The organism is Shewanella sp. T24-MNA-CIBAN-0130 (assembly GCF_040310185.1).
Taxonomy (GTDB): domain Bacteria; phylum Pseudomonadota; class Gammaproteobacteria; order Enterobacterales; family Shewanellaceae; genus Shewanella; species Shewanella psychromarinicola.
This window is the reverse complement of sequence record NZ_JBEOPP010000014.1, coordinates 68,582-92,274: the sequence shown is the minus strand read 5'-3', so window position 1 is coordinate 92,274 and position 23,693 is coordinate 68,582. Positions and strand designations below refer to the sequence as shown.

18 protein-coding genes are annotated in these 23,693 nt (G+C 41.4%); 12 read left to right on the top strand and 6 right to left on the bottom strand.

Annotated elements, in window-relative coordinates; all coding sequences use genetic code 11:
• Nucleotides 1–202: 202 nt before the first annotated feature.
• The 3 genes from AAEZ02_RS08425 (at nucleotide 203) to AAEZ02_RS08415 (ending at nucleotide 3,705) form a co-directional block, all read left to right on the top strand.
• Nucleotides 203–700, top strand: a complete 498-nt coding sequence (locus AAEZ02_RS08425) for a VC2046/SO_2500 family protein (protein ID WP_101031751.1) — start codon at nucleotides 203–205, stop codon at nucleotides 698–700.
• 141 nt (nucleotides 701–841) lie between these two features.
• Nucleotides 842–1,129, top strand: a complete 288-nt coding sequence (locus AAEZ02_RS08420) for a DUF406 family protein (RefSeq protein WP_101031749.1) — start codon at nucleotides 842–844, stop codon at nucleotides 1,127–1,129.
• 341 nt (nucleotides 1,130–1,470) lie between these two features.
• Nucleotides 1,471–3,705, top strand: coding sequence for a bifunctional diguanylate cyclase/phosphodiesterase (locus tag AAEZ02_RS08415; protein ID WP_124011512.1), 2,235 nt, complete (start codon nucleotides 1,471–1,473; stop codon nucleotides 3,703–3,705).
• A gap of 227 nt (nucleotides 3,706–3,932) precedes the next feature.
• On the opposite strand, the gene AAEZ02_RS08410 is transcribed toward AAEZ02_RS08415, so the two are convergent.
• Together AAEZ02_RS08410 and AAEZ02_RS08405 are read right to left on the bottom strand one after the other, a co-directional pair.
• Nucleotides 3,933–4,424 carry a YchJ family protein gene (locus AAEZ02_RS08410; RefSeq protein ID WP_124011511.1) on the bottom strand — a complete coding sequence of 164 codons (492 nt, stop codon included), beginning with the start codon at nucleotides 4,422–4,424 and terminating at the stop codon, nucleotides 3,933–3,935.
• Between the two features lie 8 nt (nucleotides 4,425–4,432).
• Entirely contained in the window at nucleotides 4,433–5,017 is a 585-nt protein-coding gene (locus AAEZ02_RS08405) for a YybH family protein (RefSeq protein WP_233768532.1), read from the bottom strand.
• Nucleotides 5,018–5,163: 146 nt separating this feature from the next.
• On the opposite strand from AAEZ02_RS08405, the gene smrA reads away from it, so the two are divergent.
• Complete coding sequence (smrA, locus tag AAEZ02_RS08400) at nucleotides 5,164–5,766, top strand: DNA endonuclease SmrA (protein WP_124011510.1); 603 nt, start codon at nucleotides 5,164–5,166, stop codon at nucleotides 5,764–5,766.
• Nucleotides 5,767–5,946: 180 nt separating this feature from the next.
• On the opposite strand, the gene AAEZ02_RS08395 is transcribed toward smrA, so the two are convergent.
• Nucleotides 5,947–7,788 carry a M2 family metallopeptidase gene (locus AAEZ02_RS08395; RefSeq protein WP_124011509.1) on the bottom strand — a complete coding sequence of 614 codons (1,842 nt, stop codon included), beginning with the start codon at nucleotides 7,786–7,788 and terminating at the stop codon, nucleotides 5,947–5,949.
• 194 nt (nucleotides 7,789–7,982) lie between these two features.
• Here AAEZ02_RS08395 and psrA point away from each other — a divergent pair, with 194 nt between their 5' ends.
• Nucleotides 7,983–8,624, top strand: coding sequence for a TetR family transcriptional repressor PsrA (gene psrA, locus AAEZ02_RS08390; RefSeq protein ID WP_124011508.1), 642 nt, complete (start codon nucleotides 7,983–7,985; stop codon nucleotides 8,622–8,624).
• An 11-nt stretch (nucleotides 8,625–8,635) separates the two neighbouring features.
• Nucleotides 8,636–10,912, top strand: a complete 2,277-nt coding sequence (locus AAEZ02_RS08385) for an acyl-CoA dehydrogenase (RefSeq protein ID WP_124011507.1) — start codon at nucleotides 8,636–8,638, stop codon at nucleotides 10,910–10,912.
• A gap of 281 nt (nucleotides 10,913–11,193) precedes the next feature.
• Here the strand turns inward: AAEZ02_RS08385 and pyk are convergent, their stop codons facing one another.
• Nucleotides 11,194–12,633, bottom strand: coding sequence for a pyruvate kinase (pyk, locus tag AAEZ02_RS08380; protein ID WP_124011506.1), 1,440 nt, complete (start codon nucleotides 12,631–12,633; stop codon nucleotides 11,194–11,196).
• 444 nt (nucleotides 12,634–13,077) lie between these two features.
• Nucleotides 13,078–13,932 carry a MurR/RpiR family transcriptional regulator gene (locus tag AAEZ02_RS08375; RefSeq protein WP_124011505.1) on the bottom strand — a complete coding sequence of 285 codons (855 nt, stop codon included), beginning with the start codon at nucleotides 13,930–13,932 and terminating at the stop codon, nucleotides 13,078–13,080.
• 345 nt (nucleotides 13,933–14,277) lie between these two features.
• Between AAEZ02_RS08375 and zwf the strand changes: the two genes are divergently transcribed.
• The 6 genes from zwf (at nucleotide 14,278) to AAEZ02_RS08345 (ending at nucleotide 20,864) form a co-directional block, all read left to right on the top strand.
• Nucleotides 14,278–15,747 carry a glucose-6-phosphate dehydrogenase gene (gene zwf, locus AAEZ02_RS08370; RefSeq protein ID WP_124011504.1) on the top strand — a complete coding sequence of 490 codons (1,470 nt, stop codon included), beginning with the start codon at nucleotides 14,278–14,280 and terminating at the stop codon, nucleotides 15,745–15,747.
• A 9-nt stretch (nucleotides 15,748–15,756) separates the two neighbouring features.
• Entirely contained in the window at nucleotides 15,757–16,455 is a 699-nt protein-coding gene (pgl, locus tag AAEZ02_RS08365) for a 6-phosphogluconolactonase (protein WP_124011503.1), read from the top strand.
• A gap of 11 nt (nucleotides 16,456–16,466) precedes the next feature.
• Nucleotides 16,467–18,293, top strand: coding sequence for a phosphogluconate dehydratase (gene edd, locus AAEZ02_RS08360; RefSeq protein ID WP_124011502.1), 1,827 nt, complete (start codon nucleotides 16,467–16,469; stop codon nucleotides 18,291–18,293).
• A 20-nt stretch (nucleotides 18,294–18,313) separates the two neighbouring features.
• Entirely contained in the window at nucleotides 18,314–18,958 is a 645-nt protein-coding gene (locus AAEZ02_RS08355) for a bifunctional 4-hydroxy-2-oxoglutarate aldolase/2-dehydro-3-deoxy-phosphogluconate aldolase (RefSeq protein WP_101031725.1), read from the top strand.
• A gap of 227 nt (nucleotides 18,959–19,185) precedes the next feature.
• On the top strand, nucleotides 19,186–19,698 hold the full coding sequence (locus AAEZ02_RS08350) for a DUF1993 domain-containing protein (protein WP_124011501.1): 513 nt from the start codon (nucleotides 19,186–19,188) through the stop codon (nucleotides 19,696–19,698).
• A 470-nt stretch (nucleotides 19,699–20,168) separates the two neighbouring features.
• Nucleotides 20,169–20,864, top strand: coding sequence for an aspartate/glutamate racemase family protein (locus AAEZ02_RS08345; RefSeq protein WP_124011500.1), 696 nt, complete (start codon nucleotides 20,169–20,171; stop codon nucleotides 20,862–20,864).
• A 102-nt stretch (nucleotides 20,865–20,966) separates the two neighbouring features.
• Here AAEZ02_RS08345 and adhE read toward each other — a convergent pair whose 3' ends face one another.
• Complete coding sequence (adhE, locus tag AAEZ02_RS08340) at nucleotides 20,967–23,564, bottom strand: bifunctional acetaldehyde-CoA/alcohol dehydrogenase (protein WP_124011499.1); 2,598 nt, start codon at nucleotides 23,562–23,564, stop codon at nucleotides 20,967–20,969.
• Nucleotides 23,565–23,693: the final 129 nt, after the last annotated feature.

Below are 23,693 nucleotides of genomic sequence, written 5' to 3'. Positions count from 1 at the left end.
GGAGAAGGATTCGAACCTTCGAAGGCTGAGCCGTCAGATTTACAGTCTGATCCCTTTGGCCACTCGGGAACCCCTCCTCAATTGCGGCCGCCATAGTAGTCAGAAACCTTTTATATGTAAAGTGTAAAATTGAATATATTGCTAAAGTTTATGACTGTTTGGTCGATAAATTAGCATCGAGCAATAGTAGTGATGTTTTTATATGCAAATTGAATCAACATTAGTCAATGAATTACAAATAGGGAACCGATTAAACGTCGCGATTGAACATAATCGTCGCGGTGAATTTGGTTTGCTATTGGCTATGTTGTCGGTTGATGCCGTTGATATGGCTCAATTTCAATTGGATAATGATATAGAGAGCACGCAAAAGCTACGAAGACAGTTTGCGGTACCGCCAGCGCAATTACTGGTTGATGATATATCAGTCCACCCGGACACTATCGATAACGCTATTGTGTTTCAGCAGCAAGGGGCAAGGCAGTTTCAACTTCAACAAGCATTAACGCCAGAAGCGCTTGTGATTAGAGGCTCTCAACCAGATGCGATGGTTGAAGTCTTAAGTAACTGTGATTACCTGACTAAAAATAAAGCCATTAATGCTTACCAACAACATACTCCAATAGAAGAGATGCATTTTCTGGATCAGCTCAATACACAACGTAAGATTTCAAATACCTTATCATTACAGTTGGCTTAACTGCTTAGGGTTAATACGGTGCTGTTACTCTTAGATAGTATAGAGTGAATATTTTTGGTAATTGTGAGCATGGCAAATAAAATTCAGCCAAAATTGGGTTATATTTGTGGTTCGACGTTAAACAAACTGATGGGGTGAGTAATGATTGAGAAAATTAAACAGCAACAAGGTAATGTCAATGACACCTGTGCGGAATGTGGTAGTTATGTTGATATTGGTGCCGTCGTTGAAGCAGAAGATACTTTATTGATGCTTAGTTTTGTCGGTGACGATGCATTGTTGCAAGCACAAGCTATGCAGCAAATAGCACAACAACGTTTTACTGATACAAAAGCTGAGATTGTTGATGAGGATAACACTATTGCTTTGAAGCTTGATTTCGCTTATAGCGTGGAGAAGATGATTTTTCAACTTGAAAATCAACTTTAGATTTATGGCACTTTGTAATGAAAATAAAAACGTGTTACGTGTTTGTTGTTAAACACTTTTTATGGGAGTGAGCATCGTGTGTCAACAATCCTAATTAAGCGTAACAATATATTACCAAAGGATTGCTGTTTTAGAGTATCGGGTGTAATCTGCTTTACTTAACCAAAGGTATAGTAGCTTATGCTAATCTAATATTCTAAATGTTTTTAACGCGAGTTTCGCTCCCGGTGCATTGCTGTTATATGTTGACTCACGCTGTGAATATCAGAAAATAATAATAAGTGTACTGAGTTAATAATGTTAAAGATTTAGAGTGATGAAGCCATTTTTTCGGAATGTAAATGAATCGAAAAGAGCAACAGCATTTATTGGAATTAATTGTAAATTCCAGTGCTAAACAACAAGGTGATTTCAAAAAAACCGCAGAGTTGGTATGCCAACAGCTGCGAGAATATTTCGCTGCGTCATTTGTATCTGTTTGGTCATTGAGAAATAAAAACGATAGTAACGGCTTTGCTGACGATGACGATTTTATCTGTGAGCATACTTTAGTCGCAAGCAAGGTTAACGACAAACTGAGTCATTTATCTCATTTGAGACAAATGACCATTGACCCTCAATATTTTAATGAGTTACGTTCCCATCGATATATTTTATCCACCGACAGCACGCATATAAATTTAGTTCAAACATTTTCTGAGTACTACCAACACCACAACATTGCCACCAGTATCGATATTGCCATCCGAATAAATGGCCATATAGAGGGCATTTTGTCGGTGGAAAGCTGTGAAGAGGCCCGTTGGATAAAATCTGATATTCAGTTTGCTATTCAATGTGCTGATCAATTGGCGTTAACGTTATCTACGCGCTATACCTATGATCGCAATGAACAAGTTTATATGTTGCGAAATGCTACCGAGCAATCAGAACATGTTGTCATGCTGGTGAATACCGATAGTCGTATTATTGAGTATGTTAACAGTGCCCACGAAAAAATGACCGGGTTACCCCGTTCTTCGGTTGAACATCATAGTGCTTCAAACCTCGATGTGTTTAGGCATACGCCACAACTGCTTGACCAGGTTATCAATAAATTACGTAATAGCGAGATCGTTAAAGGCGACCTTAAATTGGCGCGAATTGACGGTAGTGAATATTGGATAAATTATCATGTTACGCCGTTTGTAACGGAACAAGGTAAGCATTATGCGCTTGTGTCTAGTTACGATAATTCCGCAGAATATTTACACAAAGCCGAATTAGAGCGTTTGGCATGGCATTGTTCATTAACAGGACTACACAATCGTAGCCATTTTACCCCCATTCTAGATAGCGCTACTGAAGGTACATTAATTCTTATTGATTTATTAGGCTTCAAGCGTTTTAACGATACTCATGGCCATGAACAAGGTGACGCCTTATTAATTGAGACGGCAAGACGTTTACAATATTTTGCAGAGACTTCCAACGCTATTGATGTCGCCAGAATAGGTAGCGATGAATTTGCTGTATTATTGCCGCCGATGTTACCGGATACAGATGTCGAACAAATGATCAGCCAGCTTTACATGAATCTGGCCGCTTCATCAGTCATCTATCGAGAAAAAGTAGAACCTAGACCCGCCATTGCCGTAGTCGATATCAAGTCAGTAGTCGGCTTGTTCAACCCGTTATCTTGTGCTGATATTACGTTACAAGTTGCTAAGAAAAACAATGATATTCATTATCAATTCTTTAATGAAGCGCTACTTGAAGCTTTTAACACTAAAGCAGAGATAGAGCATGATTTACACCACGCTATTCGCGGTCGAGAGTTTGAGTTGTATTATCAACCCTTAATGGATCTGCAAAATAATCAGTATATTGGTGCAGAAGCATTAATTCGCTGGCATCACCCTAAAAAAGGGGTGCTTTATCCAGGTGCGTTTATCGAAATAGCAGAACAAACCGGGATGATTAATCAAATTGGTGAATGGGTATTAGAAACGGCCTGTAAGCAATTGAATTTGTGGCAGCATAAAGATGTCAACATTGCGATGCATGTGAATGTTGCCGCGCGACAATTTTTTAGCGGTAACTTGTATGAACAAGTTTGGCGTTTCGTTACGCGCTATCGTATTAAGCCTAAGACTTTGATCCTTGAAATAACTGAAACTGAACTCATGGGAGATATTCGCTATGCAATTAAGTTATGTCATGAATTGGCCGAATTAGGTGTCGGTTTAGCGATTGATGATTTTGGTACAGGTTACAGTTCGATGAAATACCTTAAGCAATTCCCCATTTCGAAATTAAAAATAGATCGCTCATTTATTATGGATATCTGTTCTAGCCACGAAAGCCGTGAGATTGTCAGTGCGATTATCGCGATGGCTAAAGCACTGAATATTTCGTTAACCGCTGAAGGGGTTGAAACCAAAGAACAGGAAGCGTTTTTAACATTGAACGCTTGCGATCATGCTCAAGGGTTTTTATATAGCCCAGCTATACGTGTTAATGATTTTGCCTTGTTTATTAATGCCCATGAGATGAAACGACACCAACAGGCATTAAGTGAGCAACATGTTGGCTGAGTCGTCGTATTTCATCCTTGTGGAGCATAAGATTTTTACGGGTAATGATTGAAATTATCTTTAAGCAGTATTCTACAAAATGCTAAATAGCCTTTTCACAGCGTCTTTTACTCAATTTTTATTTATCAATAGCAGATTAATTCACTATTGCTCTGCAACGAGCTATTCGACGACATCAGCAACTAGGCTTATTTTTAAGCGGATGGGTAGCGTATTACTCACCGTTGCTAACCCGTGCGCTTAGCACAGCATTGTTTGAATTTTTTGCCGCTATGACAGATACAAGGGTCATTCCTGCCTGGTAACCGAGTTTGCATTTGGTGTCCGTGAGTATAAAACCAATGGCCATCTTGTTTGATAAATGACGAACACTCATAAATAGCATCAATGTGTTTGTTTTCAATAAACCAAGCTTTAAAGGTTACTTCGCCATATTCAGATTGTTGTGTCGATGACATTACCACTAAACCCAACCACTGGGTTTTACCTTGGGCAAGTTGTTGTTCAGTCAAACCGTGTAAATATTGTGGATGATGCGTCGCAATCAAATAGCGGAAATGACGCAACACAAAGGCACAATAACGAGACCGCATTAAACGCTCTGGTATCTCTGCCACAGCACGACCTAAATGATATGGCTCACAGCATTGCTCGTAGGGACGTGAACTGCCACAGGGGCAGTGTGTCGATTTAGCGTCTAATAAATCATTATTCTTCATCAAGTTTATTATTTTGCGGCTGCAGCAATAAATTGCCGACCATAATATAGATTCGGTACCGGTTTCGCATCATAGTAAAAATGGGGCGCGGCGTGAGTGTTAGAGTCGACGCTAATTTTCCATTGTTGCTTGCTGTCTTTGGTAAAAACAGTCACAAACTTACCGGCAAACTCACTGATCGGTTCACCAGACTCTTTTCCTGGGTGAAACCGCACTAAATAATAACCAATGTAGGTTGCGCTATTTGGTTCGCTATAACGTACAAGTACACGAAAGTCGACTTCAAGTTTAGCGTGTTTAGTTTTAATCTTATTAAAAAATCGGCTATACAGATCTAAAATGTTTTCTTTACCGCTAATGATGCCTCGGTCTTGTGTTTCAGAAATATACACAGCATCGTCAGTGTATATTTGCTCAATGGCGGTTAAATCTAATTGTTCAAAAGCTTGAGTCAATTTTGTAAAATTAGCATTCAACGTCTGATGAGGGATCGACTCTGCGGCATAAACGTTCAACGTGATTCCGCTCAAACCCACTGCTAGCAGAAGTAGAGACGACCATGGCGCATTCAATAAGGTCAATATTTTTTTCAAGGATTAGTTCTCTTTTTAGCTAACGGTGTTTTTCAAGGCAGTTGTCGCCTAAATCAATAATTGAAGCGATACCGTAACCGTAACTATAATTTATTCATCAACTTTGCTAAAGCGTAGAATCTTTACAAAGTATGTAGGAGGTCCATATGTTGTTAAGTGATGACCCATTATTCTTACAAGAAATGGCCGATGTGACTCCTATTAAACATCAACATCAAACACAGACTGCCCAAACATGGCCTAATCCATTAAGAGTAACAGATGCTCAACTGGCAAAGCGAGCGGCAGCAGAGCAACATGAGTTGTTAGCGTTATTGCCCACCGATCCTTATTTATTCAAACCGCTTAAGCCCGACGATGTGGTGAGCTATAAAATGGATGGCATTCAAGACGAAGTGTTTACACAACTTCGACTGGGTAAATATCGATTCAATACTGTGTTGGATTTACATCAATATCGGCTTTTACAGGCCCGTGAAAGTTTACTTAATTACGTATTAAGTGCTTATGAACACGGAGAACGTAACATACTGGTTATTCATGGTAAGGGTTATAAAAGCAAACCTTATGCAGCATTAATGAAATCTGCAGTATGTCATTGGTTACAATTTATCGAGCCGGTTACCGCGTATCATTCTGCCACAAAAGAATGTGGCGGGGTCGGCGCGCTATTTGTGATGCTAAAAAAATCACAGCAAAAAAGAATTGAAAATGGCGAGTTGAATAGAAAAGGTCGTGGTTTTAGATAGGTTTACATTAAATCGAGAGTATTTATATAAAATAATGGCGCTATTATTGACTAGCGCCATTATTTTAAGTGAAAAAATTAGATGTGAAGTAGCGGCCTCTTAATGATCGTTTATTTGCATCAGTCACTGCAACCAATCGCTACAATCGGTCGCTGAAACAATCGGTCATCACATCGAGGGTTACCAGCCACACTGGCGGTTTGCCTGTGTATTTTGTTCATCTAACCAGACTTGCAAAGGGGCAAAGTAATCTAACACTGCTTTGGCGTCCATTTTGTCTGAACCTGTCACAACGTTAAGCGCTTCAGGCCAAGGTTTGCTGGCACCCATTTCGAGCATTTGATTCAGTTTAGCTCCTGCTGCTTTGTTACCATAAATGCTACAACGGTGAACAGGACCTGTGTCACCTGCAATATCACACAGTGCTTTATGGAATTGGAACTGCAGTACATGGGCTAAGAAATAACGCGTATAGGGGACATTGCCTGGGACATGATATTTAGCACCAGGATCAAAATCCGCTTCAGTACGCTCAATGGGTGCTTTAACACCTTGATATTTTTCACGTAGCTCCCACCAAGCTTGGTTATATTGCTCCGGTTTGATGGTGCCGTTAAATACTTGCCAGCGCCATTGATCAATCATTAACCCAAAAGGCATAAAGGCAATTTTATCTAATGCTTGCTTTAACAATAATCCAATGTCTTTAGACGCATCGGGGACCGTTTCAAGTAAGCCAATTTTCTGCAAATACTTAGGCGTAATAGATAAGGCTATTGTGTCGCCAATCGCTTCATGGAAGCCATCATTTGCTGAGTTTTTAAAGATGAAAGGCTGGTTTTTATAGGCTCGTTGATAAAAATTATGGCCTAATTCATGATGAATAACACTAAAGTCTTCAGCATTTTTCTGAATACACATTTTAATGCGGATATCATCTAGGTTATCCAAGTCCCACGCCGATGCATGGCACACCACATCACGGCCTTGAGGTTGTACAAACATTGAACGGGTCCAAAATGTTTCTGGTAATGCGCCAAACCCAAGTGAAGTGAAGAAACCTTCAGCTTGTTTTACCATTTTAATTTCATCATAGCCGTTTTGGGCTAATAGTTCGGTCACGTTATAGCCAGGGTCTGCATCTTTAGGTGCAACACTATTATAGATAGTACCCCATTGTTGAGCCCACATATTCCCCAGTAAATGCGCTGGAATAGGGCCCGTCTTTGGCGCAACGTCATCACCATATTGTTGGTTTAATTCGCCGCGAACATAGCAATGTAATGAGTCATAAAGCGGCTTTATTTGTGCCCAGAGCCGATCAAGTTCTGCTGAAAATGCCTCAGGCTCCATGTCGTATTGGCTGCGCCACAGTTCAGACAAGTCGGTATAACCTAGATCGCTTGCGCCTTGATTGGCTAATTCAACTTCGCGTTCAAATAACGGACGCATGGGTTTGGCTATTTCACGCCAACCTTTCCATGCTTCTAAAAGCAAAGCAGGGTCTTTTGACTCTGCCATAATATTAGATAACTCAGGTTGAGTAAGGCAGCGACCGTCAGCAAAGCAATATTTACCTTTGCCGTAAAGTCCATTGAGCTGTGAGACGATACTAGCCAGCTCGGCATTTTTAGCTGCATCAAGTGGAGCGGGTAATACTATGCTACTGCGAAGGCTGTTAAGCTTGCGTGCATTGACAGGGTCTAAATCTACGTTAGCGTATTTGGCCGCTTCAGTTGCATAGCGCACTGATGTGGAGGTTACTTTTTCTCCCATTGCAGCAGATAAAGCCGCGGTGTCATCTGTAATGAAATTGGAATAGATCCATTCTGCACGGTTAGCTTCAATCGATAAACTGGCTAAATCAGCCTCTGCGCGGTTAACAAAATTTATTGCGGCTGCGATATCTGTTTTTTCATCAGCAGCCTCAGTGGTGACAGTCGTGTCGTTACACGCACACAATCCTAATGCGATTGAGACAATAAGTGCAATTTGGGACGGTCGTTTTAAAGGCAAATTCATTTGTTTGCATCCTTGTTTTTCTTGTCGTAATGAGTGTACCGAAAAATAGCAAACTTTGCATATAAGTTAACAATCTGATGCGGTTGTTACTGTTTTTGTTGTTTGCATAAACAAAGAAAGCTAACAATTTCGATTGACATCTGTGCGCTCAATGATTAATTTAAACAGGTGTTTAAATTAACTTGGGTCTTGGAATGGCAAGTCGTACTGATACAAAAACAAGAATACTCGATGCAGCTGAAAAGTTGTTTGCTGAAAGAGGTTTTTCTGAAACGTCGTTACGACTGATTACGAGTAAAGCTGAAGTCAATTTGGCGTCGGTCAATTACCATTTTGGTTCGAAAAAAGAATTAATTCGTGCTGTATTAGCAAGATACTTAGATGTGTTTATGCCAAGCGCTTCGATAGAGATTAATCGTTTACATAATGCGCCTGAAAATGCATCACTAAACGAGATTTTTTCTGCTTTAATTAACCCGTTACTTGAATTGAATAAGGTACGTAACGGCGGCACGATTATTTTCTTACAGTTGTTGGGCCGAGGTTACATAGAAAGCCAAGGGCATTTGCGCTGGTTTATCACCACACACTATGGCGAACATTTAGCCACATTTGTTCAAGCTGTATCAGCCAGCGTTCCGCATATTCCCGCGGCTGAAATGTTTTGGCGTTTGCATTTCACTTTAGGAACTATTGTGTTCACTATGGCTTCTGCAGATGCCTTAAATGAAATTGCCGCGGCAGATTATGGTGAACATAACAATATTGAAGCCATTATTCGTAAAGTTATCCCCTACATGGCAGCTGGTGTTGCTGTCCCTGTGTTAACAAACTAAGAAGGTATAAAATGACCATCGTCATATTGCTTATTATAGCGATCATCGTCCTCTTTGGCGTACGTAATATCAGGATGCAATTTATCACGCGTCCAGTATTCTCATTTTTCAAAAAAGTGTTGCCTCCATTGTCGAGTACCGAGAAAGAAGCAATGGAAGCCGGTGATGTTTGGTGGGAAGGTGAGTTATTCCGCGGAAAACCAAACTGGAACACCTTACACAGTTATGGTAAACCAACGTTAAGTGCAGAAGAAAAAGACTTTATTGATAATCAAGTACAAACCGCATTAACCATGATTGACGATTTCGATATTGTCCATAATCGTAAAGATTTACCGCCAGAGTTATGGCAATATTTTAAAGAACAAGGCTTTTTTGCGTTAATTATTCCTAAAAAGTACGGCGGGCGTGAATTTTCAGCTTATGCAAACTCAACGATTGTGGCTAAAATTGCCACCCGCAGTGTCAGTGCTGCCGTTACCGTTATGGTGCCTAACTCTTTAGGCCCAGGTGAGCTATTAACGCATTACGGCACTCAAGAGCAAAAAGAGCGTTGGTTGCCATCGTTAGCTGTGGGTAAAGATATTCCCTGTTTCGCGTTAACGGGTCCAGAAGCGGGCAGTGATGCTGGCGCAATCCCTGACTTGGGTATTGTGTGTCGCCGTGAGTTTGAAGGCGAAGAGACATTAGGCTTAAGTTTAACTTGGAACAAGCGTTACATTACCTTAGCACCTGTAGCGACAGTATTAGGGTTAGCATTCCAAATGCGCGATCCTGACGGTTTGTTAGGTGAGATTAAAAACCTAGGTATTACTTGTGCGTTGATCCCAACGGATCATCAAGGCGTTGAAATCGGTCGTCGTCATAATCCATTAATGATGGGGTTTATGAACGGTACTACCAGTGGTGAAGATGTATTCATTCCATTAGATTGGATTATTGGTGGACCACAGTTTGCGGGTAAAGGCTGGCGTATGCTGGTTGAATGTTTGTCTGCAGGACGTGGTATTTCATTACCTGCGCTTGCTACTGCATCTGGCCATGTGGCCACTAAAACGACCACAGCGTATAGTTATGTTCGTCAACAGTTCGGTATGCCAATCGGTCACTTTGAAGGCGTACAAGAGGCTATGGCGCGTATTATTGCCAATACTTACCAGCTTGAAGCCGCCCGTCGTTTAACCACTCAAGGTATCGACTTAAAAGTTAAACCTTCTGTGGTTACCGCAATTGCTAAATACCATATGACAGAGTTAGGTCGTGATGTATTAGAAGACGCAATGGACATTCAGTCGGGTAAAGGTATCCAATTAGGACCTAAAAACTATTTAGGTCATGCATACATGGCAACTCCTATTTCAATTACCGTAGAAGGTGCAAACATTTTGACTCGGTCATTGATGATTTTTGGCCAAGGTGCAACGCGCTGTCATCCCTACGTTTTGGCTGAAATGGAAGCCGCGGCGATGGAAGATGAGACATCGGCATTAGACCGTTTCGATTCTCTTTTACTGGGACACATAGGTTATGCGATCGGTAACGCATTACGATCATTGGGTAATGCGTTAACGGGCAGTCGTTTTGCCAGTGCGCCAGTGAGCGGTCCGACGCAGCAATATTACCGTGATATGACGCGTATCTCTTCATCACTTGCCATCATGACTGATGTTTCGATGTTGATCATGGGCGGCGACCTTAAACGTAAAGAAATGCTCTCTGCACGTATGGGGGATGTATTAAGTCAGCTATACCTAGCGTCTGCCACGTTGAAACTGTTTGAAGATAATGGTCGTCAACAAGATGATTTACCTGCAGTGCATTATGTGATGACGGAGCGTTTACATTTAGCGGCTAAAGCGTTGAATGATGCTATCCATAATTTCCCAAGCAAAATCGCGGCAGTATTACTGCGAGTATTGATTTTTCCATTAGGGAATCACTTTAGCGCACCAAGCGACAAGTTGGCGATTGATTTAGTGACCGGTATGCTAAAGCCTGGACCTGCACGAGACCGAATCACTTTCCTTTGTAGTGATGTTGAAGATGACCAAAGTGGTATTGCGGAAGTAGAGCAAGCTTTCTTAGCCAAATATGCTGCAAAAGAGCTGTATAAAAAGTTGAAGAAAGCTCAACGTAGCGGTCATATAAAATCCAAGCTTCCAATGCTTGAGTTATTTGACGTAGCGTTAGCAAAAGACATTATCACTGAAGCTGAACATAAACAGCTTGTCGAAGCAGATGAATTGCGCTTAGCCGCTATTAACGTCAATGACTTTGAGACGCTATAATGTAAGTTGATTACTTTTATGTCAGTCTTTGATGTAAATCATTGGCGCCAAATAAACCCTGACTCTGTCGGGGTTTTTTTTCATTACAACAAAGCGATAAACAGACATTGTTAGAAATACAACAAGGGAGGGATAGGCGAATTTAGGGGGGATAGGCGGTTCATTACTAGCGTTCTAAATTTAACCCATAAAAAAAGCCAATCCGAAGACTGGCTTTAGGGTTAACGAGATAATCACAATATAAAAACTATTGAGTGTTACTCGCTACGCGTAGTTGTTGATTATGCAACAATAAGTACTTTACAAGTGTTAGTGCCACCGATCGTTTCCATCGCGTCACCTTTAGTCATGAGTACCAGATCACCACTGACCAAATAACCGGCGTTAACCATGCAGTTTAATGCTTCTTTAGCTAATTCATCAGCAGGATAAGCTGTTGAATCAAACTCAATAGGCTGTACACCACGGAACATAGCCATGCTAGCTAATGTTTTTTGATGACGTGATAATGCAAAAATCGGCAAACCAGAGCTGATACGTGACATTAATTTAGCTGTCGCGCCAGATTCCGTTAACGAAATAATCGCTTTAACACCTGGCAAGTGGTTAGCAGCATACATGGTTGATAGTGCTATCGTTTCTTCAACTGAAGAGAAACGTTCATCCATACGGTGCTTAGACACATTTACACTTGGGTGTAACTCTGCGCCTAAACAAACGTTAGCCATTGCCATAACGGTTTCTTCAGGGAAATCGCCCGCAGCGGTTTCTGCTGAGAGCATCACTGCATCAGTACCGTCTAACACTGCGTTAGCCACGTCCATCACTTCAGCACGTGTTGGCATTGGGCTTGAAATCATTGATTCCATCATTTGTGTTGCAGTGATCACGGCTTTGTTGAGTTGACGCGAACGTTGAATTAACCGTTTTTGTACAGCAACAAGTGCCGCATCGCCGATTTCAACACCTAAGTCACCACGAGCAACCATGACGACGTCTGATGCTCGGATAACATCGTCCATAGCTTCGTCAGATTCAACCGCTTCTGCACGCTCAACTTTAGCGACAATTAATGCTTTACTGCCCGCTTCAAGTGCTAACGAACGTGCTAAATCAAGATCCGCACCCGTTCGAGGAAACGATACTGCTAAGTAATCAACATCAATCAACGCAGCTGTTTTGATATCCGCCATGTCTTTTTCAGTGAGGGCAGGAGCGGTTAAGCCGCCGCCTTTTTTGTTGATGCCTTTGTTATTTGATAACGGGCCTGCTATTGTAACGCTAGTGAAGACTTTATTACCCTCAACACGTTCAACTTTTAACTGCACTCGGCCATCATCAAGCATTAATATATCGCCAATAACGACATCATTAGGTAATTGCTTGTAATCGATACCTACTTGAGTTTCATCACCTTCGCCCTTTGCTAAATCAGCATCAAGGATAAAAGCATCACCTAAGTTAAGCTTGATCTTTTTGTTATCTTTAAAGGTAGAAATACGAATTTTAGGCCCTTGCAAGTCACCTAAAATAGCGACGTGTTTGCCCAATTCTTTAGCAATCCTACGTGTATCTGTAGCACGCTTTAAATGATCTTCTGGTGAACCGTGTGAGAAGTTAAGTCTAACAACGTTAGCACCTGCCACGATAATTTTACGTAAATTGTCATCGCGATCAGTTGCTGGCCCTAGTGTAGTAACGATTTTAGTTCTGCGGAACATAAGATACTCCGTTAATGATAAGAAAGATTTTGTGTTAAATAGAATTTGGTTATTTAAAGTGCTTAAGCAATCTCGGCACTTAAATGATGTAACTATATTAACAGACATTCTCAACAAATGTAGTAAAGTTACAAACAAAAAGATCGTTTTTAATGTGTAATTTATGTGACAGATCAGCGATTTTTGCAATAAAAAAAGCCAAACAGAATAAACCGTTTGGCTTTATGAACAATATTTGATTGCGATGCATGATAATTTACACGATTAAACATAACTAAATTGTGTAATTATTTACCAGTTATCTTGTAAGATTTGTGCAAAATTCACTGTATAAATGAGAATGAGTTCGGCGTTGTGTCGATTGACGATAGATGTTGAGTTAATCGATCCTCAAACGAACAATGTCTGATCATCCGTAATATCTTCGTTTAATCGGCCATCAATTTAAATAGTCAAATCCTTGTTCACTCGAGATTCTTTTAATACTTCTTTAACGCGTTTTAAATTTTCACGAAAACGAGGGCCTCGGCGTAAGGTAAACCCTGTTGCCAATACGTCTATGGTAACCAGTTGCGCTAAGCGCGATGCCATTGGTAAATACATATCAGTATCTTCGGGCACTTCCATTGTTACAGGTAATGTACATTCAAGAGAAAGTGGCGAATTACGGGCTGTAATACCAATGACTGCGGCGCCATTTTCACGAGCGATACGGGCTATTTCAATCAGTGATTTTGTCCGGCCAGTGTGCGAAATTAATACCACTACGTCGCCTTCATTGCAGTTAATACAGCTCATGCGCTGCATTAACACATCATCGAAACATATCACTGGTACATTAAAGCGAAAGAACTTGTTTTGCGCATCATGGGCTACAGAGGCAGAGGCACCAAGACCAAAAAATGAAATAGTCTTAGCTTGAGTTAGAATATCAACGGCTTTATTTATCGCAGCTGTGTCTAAACTTTGGCGTGCAGTATCAAGCGATGCCATTGATGATTCGAAGATTTTTGTGGTATATGAATCTGGTGAATCATCTTCTTCAACGTGACGGCTTACATAAGGTGTACCGTTAGCAAGACTTTGAGCCAAATGTAACTTAAAATCAGGGAACCCCTTAGTGTCGAGTCGACGACAAAAGCGATTGACGGTTGGCTCACTTACATCAGCCATCTTGGCTAAGGTGGCGATACTTGAATGTATAGCTGTTTGCGGTGAGGCTAATATGACTTCGGCAACTTTACGTTCCGATTTACTAAATTGGGTAAGGCTTTTTTGAACCTTTTCAAGGGTATTCATAAGCAAGCATCCGCTAGAAAGTAGCTAAAAGTAGGTAATGTAATTTTATATCATAAGTTACAGGAATTACGTAAATTAAGTTATTTATTTACTTATGGTAGTAATCCGGAATTATTTTTCAATACAAAGATCATGGTTAAATGGTTCGCAATCTTTGTTATTGGTAGAAAATCATAGCAGATAATAGATACACATGACTAGATTAAAAACAATACAATAAATGCAAATTAAAGATGCAAAATTTAAATTCTGTTGTTATATTACAACAAAAGTGTGCTTTTATTCATTTATTCATTGACCAAATTGGAACATGACACACACATATAATCAGGAGAGCTTTAAGCAATGGGCAAATCAATTGGAGCCAAGGCTTGTGACTTCGTACTTTTCGGTACTAAAGGCGATTTAGCTAGGCGTAAACTATTACCTTCCCTATATCAGCTAGATAAAGCAGAATTGCTTGATAAAGAAACCAAGGTAATCGGTGTAGCAAAAGACGCATTTACTCAAGAAGAGTTTATCGCCCTCGTTACTAAAGCATTAAATACATTTGTAAAAGACGAACTTTGCCCAACCACGCTAGCGCGCTTCCTCAGTCGTTGTCATTATATTGGTACCAATTTTAAAGATCCTGAAGGTTATCGTGCCTTCCACGATTTACTTGAACCCAGTAAACGCGTCATGGTGAATTACTTCGCAACGCCTCCTTCGATTTTTGGTGTCATCTGCCGCTGTTTACATGCACAAAACCTGATTCAATCTGATACCCGTGTTGTGCTTGAAAAGCCGATTGGTACCGACTTGGAATCATCACATGTAATTAATAACCAAGTGGCTGAATTCTTCAATGAGAATCAGGTCTATCGTATCGATCATTATCTTGGTAAAGAAACGGTACAAAATCTAATTGCTCTGCGTTTTGCTAATTCTTTATTTGCCTCTAAATGGGATAACCGTACGATTGATCATGTCCAGATCACGGTTGCTGAAGAAGTGGGTATTGAAGGGCGTTGGGGCTACTTTGATGGCGCTGGGCAAATGCGTGACATGATCCAAAACCATTTATTACAAGTGTTAACCTTGGTTGCGATGGATCCACCGGTCAATTTAGATGCTGACAGTATTCGTGACGAAAAAGTAAAAGTGCTTAAGTCATTGCGTCCCATTAATCAAGAGAATGTGTATGAAAATACTGTTCGGGGTCAATACAGTGCTGGCTTCCTAAAAGGCTCACCCGTTCCTGGTTATCTCGAAGAAGAAGATGCCAACACCCAATCGAATACCGAAACCTTTGTGGCGTTACGTGTAGATATCGATAACTGGCGTTGGGCTGGCGTGCCATTCTACTTGCGCAGTGGTAAGCGTATGCCATTTAAGAGCAGTGAAATTGTGGTGTACTTTAAAAATCCACCGCATAACTTATACCGGGCAAGTTACCGTAATCTCCCACCGAATAAACTGACTATTCGTTTGCAACCTCACGAAGGGGTTGAAATTCAGATGATGAACAAGGTGCCAGGTCTTGAGCAAAAGCAACGCCTTCAAACCACTAAGCTTGATTTAAGTTTCAGTGACACGTTTAAAAATGAACGCATTGCAGATGCTTATGAGCGTTTGTTACTTGAAGCCATGCTTGGTAATCAAGCGCTGTTTGTTCGTCGTGATGAAGTTGAGCAAGCGTGGACATGGGTCGATGGCATTATTCAGTCATGGGAAGAAAGTGGCGAAAAACCCAAACCATACCCTGCTGGCACGTGGGGACCTGTTGCATCCGTTGCATTGATAACCAAAGATGGTCGTTCTTGGGACGAGTAGGGAGTAGACATGATTAAAGAAGCCGTATTTAAATCGTTCAATACACCCGCTGATTTAGACGCTAAATTGGCCGATAAAATTGCTAGGCAATTACAAGATGCTGTTGATACCCGTGGTAAAGCCAGCTTAGTGGTTTCTGGTGGCTCAACACCCGTGAAATTATTTGAGCTATTAAGTCATAAGCTTGTTGACTGGAGTGATGTTTATATTACTTTAGCTGATGAACGATGGGTTGAAACTGATGAAAATAATTCAAATGAAAGATTGGTTCGTCAGCATTTTCTGCAAAATCGCGCCGCTAGCGCTAAGTTTCGCGGTTTGAAAAATATGTTTGCGACGCCTGAAGCGGGTTGCGATATGACCAGCGAATCGTTAGCTAATTTTCCTCGTCCTTTTGATGTGGTGATACTGGGAATGGGTACTGATGGCCATACATGCTCATGGTTTCCTTGCAGTGCAGAGCTTGATAATGCATTAAATACCAAAGCGGTATGTGTAGCTGTTAACCCAACGACCGCGCCGCATGCACGCATCACATTGTCTAAAGATGCCATTTTAAATAGTCGTCAGATTTATTTGCATCTTGTCGGAGAACCAAAATTAACTGTATATCATCAGGCTCTCGAGAATGATGATGTTACCCAAATGCCCATTAGAGCCGTATTAGCGCAGCATAAAACGCCCGTTGATGTGTTCTATAGCGCGTAAGGAGTTTTACCATGCATTCAGTAGTACAAGCCGTCACCGATAGAATTATTGCTCGTAGTCAACAATCTCGATCAACGTATTTAACCGCGTTAAACGATGCCAAAGCCCAAGGGGTTCATCGTAGTGCATTAAGTTGTGGCAATTTGGCCCATGGTTTTGCAGCCTGTCAGCCGGTAGCAAAAGATTCTTTACGCCAGCTAACGAAAGCCAATATTGGTATTGTGACTGCATTTAATGACATGTTGTCAGCACATCAACCCTATGAAACTTATCCAAATATGCTTAAGCAAGCGTGTATGGATGTGGGTAGTGTGGCACAAGTCGCGGCAGGTGTTCCTGCCATGTGTGACGGTGTGACCCAAGGTCAGCCAGGCATGGAACTTAGCTTACTGAGTCGTGAAGTCATTGCTATGTCTACCGCGGTAGGTTTGTCGCACAATATGTTTGATGGTGCGCTACTACTGGGTATTTGTGACAAAATCGTTCCAGGTTTATTAATCGGTGCATTAAGCTTTGGTCATTTGCCGATGTTATTTGTGCCTGCTGGTCCAATGAAGTCAGGTATTCCAAATAAAGAAAAAGCGCGTATTCGTCAACAATTTGCCCAAGGGCAGGTTGATCGTGCCGCATTGCTTGAAGCTGAAGCTAAGTCATATCATAGCGCCGGCACATGTACCTTTTATGGTACAGCTAACTCTAACCAGTTAATGCTTGAAATCATGGGGTTACAATTACCTGGTTCATCGTTTGTTAATCCTGATGATCCATTACGTGATGAATTAAGCAAAATGGCTGCCAAACAAGTGTGCCGTCTAACCGCAATGGGTACACAGTACACTCCGATTGGTGAACTGGTCTCTGAAAAGTCAGTAGTTAATGGCATTGTGGGTATTCTCGCGACCGGTGGTTCAACTAACTTAACCATGCACATTGTCGCTGCAGCTCGCGCCGCTGGCATTATCGTTAATTGGGATGATTTTTCTGATTTATCTGATGCAGTACCATTATTAGCCCGCGTATATCCAAATGGTCATGCCGATATTAATCACTTCCATGCAGCAGGTGGCATGGCGTTGTTGGTTAAAGAGTTACTTGATGGCGGCCTATTGCATGAAGATGTTAATACCGTTGCAGGTTATGGCTTACGTCGTTATACCCAAGAACCTCGTTTGCTTGATGGCGAGCTTAAGTGGGTTGATGGTGTCACTGAAAGCTTAGACAAAGAAGTGTTAACTCACCTTGATACACCATTTCAACATAACGGTGGTTTGAAGTTACTCAAAGGTAACTTAGGCCGCGCAGTGATTAAAGTATCTGCCGTGCCCGATAAAAATCGCGTAGTTGAAGGTCCTGCGATTGTGATTGATGATCAAAACAAACTTGATGCACTATTCCAAGCGGGTGAGCTTGACAGAGATTGTGTTGTGGTTGTTAGAGGTCAAGGCCCTAAAGCTAACGGGATGCCTGAGCTGCATAAACTCACACCCTACTTAGGTACCCTACAAGACAAAGGTTTTAAAGTTGCACTAGTGACTGACGGCCGTATGTCAGGTGCATCAGGTAAAGTACCTGCAGCCATTCATTTAACCCCAGAAGCGCTAGACGGTGGTTTGATTGCCAAAGTTGAGAACGGTGATTTAATTCGTGTTGATGCTACAACGGGTGAATTAACCCTGTTTGTTGACGAGAAGACACTTGCAAGCAGAACCGCAGGGATAGTGGATTTACATCACTCAAGTTATGGCATGGGCCGTGAGTTGTTTGGCGCGCTACGTAGCAGTTTGAGCAGCCCAGAAACAGGTGCTCGCAGTACTAATGCGATTGATGAATTATATTAACGACAAAGGAAGACTGTAATATGCTTGAGCCTAATAATTGGTTGCTCCAACCACAAGACGTGTTTAAACGCAGCCCGGTTGTTCCGGTCATGGTCATTAATAAACTTGAACACGCTGTCCCATTAGCAAAAGCGTTAGTGGCTGGCGGCATTAGTGTCTTAGAAGTCACTTTACGAACTCCATGTGCGTTAGAAGCGATAGCTAAAATTGCTAAAGAAGTGCCAGAAGCATTGGTTGGTGCAGGGACCATTTTAAATGAAGCCCAGTTACAACAAGCTATTGATGCGGGTTCGCAATTTATCATTACCCCGGGTGCAACGGTTGATCTATTAAAAGCGGCCAAGAAAGGCACTGTGCCGTTAATTCCAGGTGTCGCGAGTATTTCAGAGATTATGGTGGGTATGGAGTTGGGCTACACTCACTTCAAGTTTTTCCCTGCAGAAGCCTCGGGTGGCGTTAATGTATTAAAGTCTTTCTCTGGCCCACTTTCTGAGATCCGATTCTGTCCAACTGGTGGGATCAGCCCAGCGACTTATAAAGATTATTTAGCATTATCAAATGTTGATTGCATTGGCGGCAGCTGGATTGCACCGACTGATGCTGTAGATAACGAAGAGTGGGATCGCATTACACAATTATGTAAAGAAGCCCTGGCGGCTTTGTAATACATTGATTGTGTGACCTAAAAAACCAGCTTATGCTGGTTTTTTATTATCGATAGTTTACTGTGTATATCATTAAGTTAATTTAATTTAAGTAAAGTTCTTATTATTCAGTTTGATGTAATCTAAGGGTTGCTGATAATCTAAGCGTTATTGTTGATAAGTATACGATTATTGATGTTTTAGACCTAAAACAATGCAAGCTCATTCATTTTTAAGAGGTATTCTCTATGTTTTATGATTTAACGGTTGTGCAATTTAGTAAAATGCTCAATAACTTAAGTTCAATTCTTGCGAAAGGGGAAGACTTTGCCGGTGCTAAAAAGATTGAAATGTCGGTATTACTTAACTCACGTTTAGCAGCAGATCAATTTAACTTAATTCGCCAAGTACAAATCGCGTGTGATACCGCAAAATTATCGGTTGCGCGTTTAACGGGTCAACAAGACCGTGCACCAAAACATGAAGATAATGAAACGACTGTGGCAGAATTACAAACCCGCATAACCTCGGTTATTGGTTATTTAGCCACTTTTAAAGCAGAAGATTTTGTTGGTGCCCAAACCCGCAAGATCACTCATCATCGTTGGAACGATAAGTACCTTACCGGCCACGATTTCTTACTTGAACATGCAATCCCTAATGTTCATTTTCATATCACAACAGCCTATTCAATCTTGCGTCATAATGGGGTTGAAGTCGGTAAAAAAGATTACTTAGGTGCAATGTCATTTAAGTCGTAACTGAGCCACTAGTGACCAACAGTAAGCGCCAGTGTCAATGGCGCCACTAAAACCAGCATGAGCTGGTTTTTTGTTATCTAGCCAAATAAAGTCTACTAAACAACAATAGGATAAGTTGTGGATAGCGGCACGAAAGGGGGCTTATTGCTAGATAGCTGCATTTGAGATAGTAAACGATTATTAAGCAACTCTTTTGTCCAGCTCATGCCGTTGTAGTAACTTGTCATAGGCAGATATTTCCGTATAAATGGGTCTTGTTAGCAAAACGCTAGGCAAGTTAGCAATGCAATACGTCAAAGATGCTGATTTTTATCCGTTTGGCTTATCTCTTATTTGTATTGAGGTTATATTATCCGAAGTCTGAATAACGATAATACGGCTTAGGATATAAGTGTGTTATTTCGAAGTAAGGTTCCATCTGGCCAATCATGTCTATAGGGACTTTTTGCTATTCAGTTGTAGGAGTGAATATGAAAACAATCGGTATGATAGGTGGCATGAGTTGGGAGTCAACGCTGAGTTACTACCAGGCCATTAATCAAGGGGTGAAGTCTACTTTAGGCGGACTTCATTCGGCTAAAATTTGTTTGTACAGTGTCGATTTTGCTGAAATTGAAATATTGCAACATCAAGGGTTGTGGGACGATACCGCCATTCATTTATCAAATGCGGCTAAGGCTGTTGAAGCGGGCGGGGCTGACTTTTTGTTGATTTGTACCAATACAATGCACAAAGTGGCCGATGACATTCAAGCACAAATCTCTATCCCTATTTTACATATCGCCGATGCCACCGCCGAGGCGTTGTTAGCCGACGGTATCGGTAAAGTGGGCTTATTGGGTACGCGCTTTACTATGGAGCAAGATTTTTATAAGCAGCGTATCACCGATAACTATCCTATCGAAGTTATTGTGCCTTCGCCAGACGATCAAATATTAATCCATAATGTGATATATCAAGAGTTGTGCCTAGGCAAGATTAATCTGCAATCTCGACAATGCTATCTTAGTATTATTGATAAATTATTCGCTCAAGGAGCCGAGGCAGTGATTTTAGGTTGTACTGAAATAGCCTTACTGGTGCAGCAACAACATACCAATGTGCCTTTGTATGATACCACTCAAATTCATGCTCACAGCGCTGTTATGCTGGCGCTAGCAAAGTAGTTTGGTAAGGTTTTCACACAGTCAAAGGTATAAAAAAAACGCCTTACGATAATTATCTCGTAAGGCGCAGTGTTATAAGCTTACTGCTTGTTATTGAGTTGACTAGTCGTTATAAGCTCTGCCATAGAAGCTGTCCAATAACACTTGTTTAAGCTCTTTAATCAACGGGTAACGTGGATTGGCACCCGTACATTGATCATCAAAAGCATCTTCAGCAAGCTCATCCAGTTTGGCGATAAAATCTGCTTCATTAACCCCGGCGTCCTGGATTGATGCAGGAATACCTATGGTTGTTTTCAGCGCTTCGATTTTTTCAATCAGCTTGTCAACTTTTTGAGCATCGGTTTTACCCCCAAGCTTTAAATAATCCGCAATGGCAGCATAACGACACAGTGCTTTAGGGCGGTCGTATTGACTAAAAGCGGCTTGCTTGGTTGGCATATCCGTCGCGTTAAAGCGGATCACGTTAGAGATTAACAGCGCGTTAGCTAAGCCGTGTGCTAGGTGGAACTCAGCACCCAGTTTGTGCGCCATTGAGTGACAAACACCTAAGAATGCGTTGGCAAAAGCAATGCCGGCAATCGTCGCACCATTGTGAACTTTTTCTCGGGCAACAGGCGCGTTTGCACCAAACTCATAGGATTCTGGTAGGTACTTAAACAATAGGTCTAATGCTTGTAGCGCTTGGCCATCACTGTATTCGTTTGCCATTACACTCACATAAGCTTCTAACGCATGTGTAACAGCATCAATGCCACCAAAAGCGGTGAGTGATTTGGGCATATCCATGACTAAGTTAGGATCAACAATCGCCATATTCGGGGTTAATTGATAGTCAGCGATAGGATACTTCATTCCGGTTACTTCATCAGTTACCACGGCAAAAGGGGTCACTTCTGAACCTGTACCTGAGGTTGTCGGAATGGCAACCATTTGAGCTTTAACGCCCATTTTAGGGAATTTGTATATACGTTTACGGATATCCATAAAGCGCAGTGCTAAATCGGCAAAATCAACATCAGGGTGCTCGTACATCACCCAAATAATTTTAGCGGCATCCATTGGCGAACCACCACCGAGTGCAATAATGACATCGGGTTGGAAGCTTTGGGCGACTTTTGCACCTTGGCGTACAATAGTTAAGGTTGGGTCAGCTTCTACTTCATAAAAAATTTCGGTTTCAAGACCCTGTGCCTTAAGAATTTTTAAGGTTTCGTTACAGTAACCATTATTAAATAAGAATTTGTCAGTAATGATCAGCGCACGTTTTTTATCACTTAACTCTTCTAGTGCTATTGGTAAACAGCCGCGTCGGAAGTATATAGATGATGGAAGTTTGTGCCACAACATATTTTCAGCCCTCTTAGCGACCATTTTAGTATTGATCAAGTGGCTTGGACCGACATTTTCCGAAATTGAATTACCGCCCCATGAACCACAACCTAGCGTTAACGACGGCGCTAATTTAAAATTGTACAAGTCACCTATGCCACCATGAGATGCCGGTGTATTAATTAGAATACGTGCAGTTTTCATTCTAAAGCCAAAGATTTTAACACGTTCATCTTGGGTGTCTTGATTGGTATATAAACCTGATGTGTGGCCAATCCCCCCTAACGTGACTAAGGCTTCGGCTTTATCCATTGCCTCGTTAAAGTCTTTTGCTTTATACATTCCCAATAACGGAGACAACTTCTCGTGAGCAAATGCTTCGGCATCATCTATATCAGTTACTTCACCAATGAGAACTTTAGTGGTGCTAGGAACGTCAAAACCCGCCATTGCAGCAATCGCTACCGCACTTTGGCCTACAATATCAGCATTGAGTCCGCCATTTTTAAGGATCACCGTTTGCATTGCTGCGGTCTCAGCTTTAGACAGGATATATCCGCCATGGCTGATAAAGCGCTCTTTTACTTGCTTGTAAATGCTGTCCACAATAATCACGGCTTGTTCAGAGGCACAAACTACGCCATTGTCGAAGGTTTTTGACATTAAAATTGAGCTCACCGCACGTTTAATGTCTGCGGTTTCGTCAATCACAATCGGTGTATTACCCGCGCCCACACCAATGGCAGGTTTACCAGACGAGTAGGCGGCTTTAACCATGCCAGGTCCACCCGTAGCTAAAATTAAGTTAATTTTTTCATGAGTCATTAATTGGTTAGACAGTGCAACACTCGGTTGGTCTATCCAGCCAATGATGTCTTTAGGCGCACCCGCGGCCACTGCCGCATCTAATACAATTCTAGCTGCTGTGGTGGTTGAGTTTTTCGCCCTTGGGTGGGGTGAGAAAATAATGCCATTACGGGTTTTTAAGCTGATAAGGGCTTTAAAAATAGCGGTTGAAGTGGGATTCGTGGTGGGAACAATACCGCAAATAATACCGACAGGCTCTGCAATGGTAATGGTACCAAAGGTTAAGTCCTCAGATAGAATGCCACAGGTTTTTTCATCTTTGTATTTGTTATAAATGTATTCAGAGGCAAAGTGGTTTTTAATCACCTTATCTTCTAATACACCCATCCCCGTTTCGGTTACGGCCATTTTAGCTAATGATATACGTGCATCTGCAGCGGCTAAAGCGGCCGCCCTAAAGATGATATCAACTTGTTCTTGGCTAAAATTGGCAAACTCGGCTTGGGCTTTGGCAACGCGTTCTACTAATAAATCTAGCTCTTGCGTATTGGTGACTGTCATAGTGGTTTCCTGTAAAAATATTCAACAAATTAGTTTTGCAAAATATTCTTTGTAAATAAAATTACAACTTTTAGGCTGTATTTGTTGTGATGATGACCACAAAAGCGTAACTTATGTAATTTTATTACA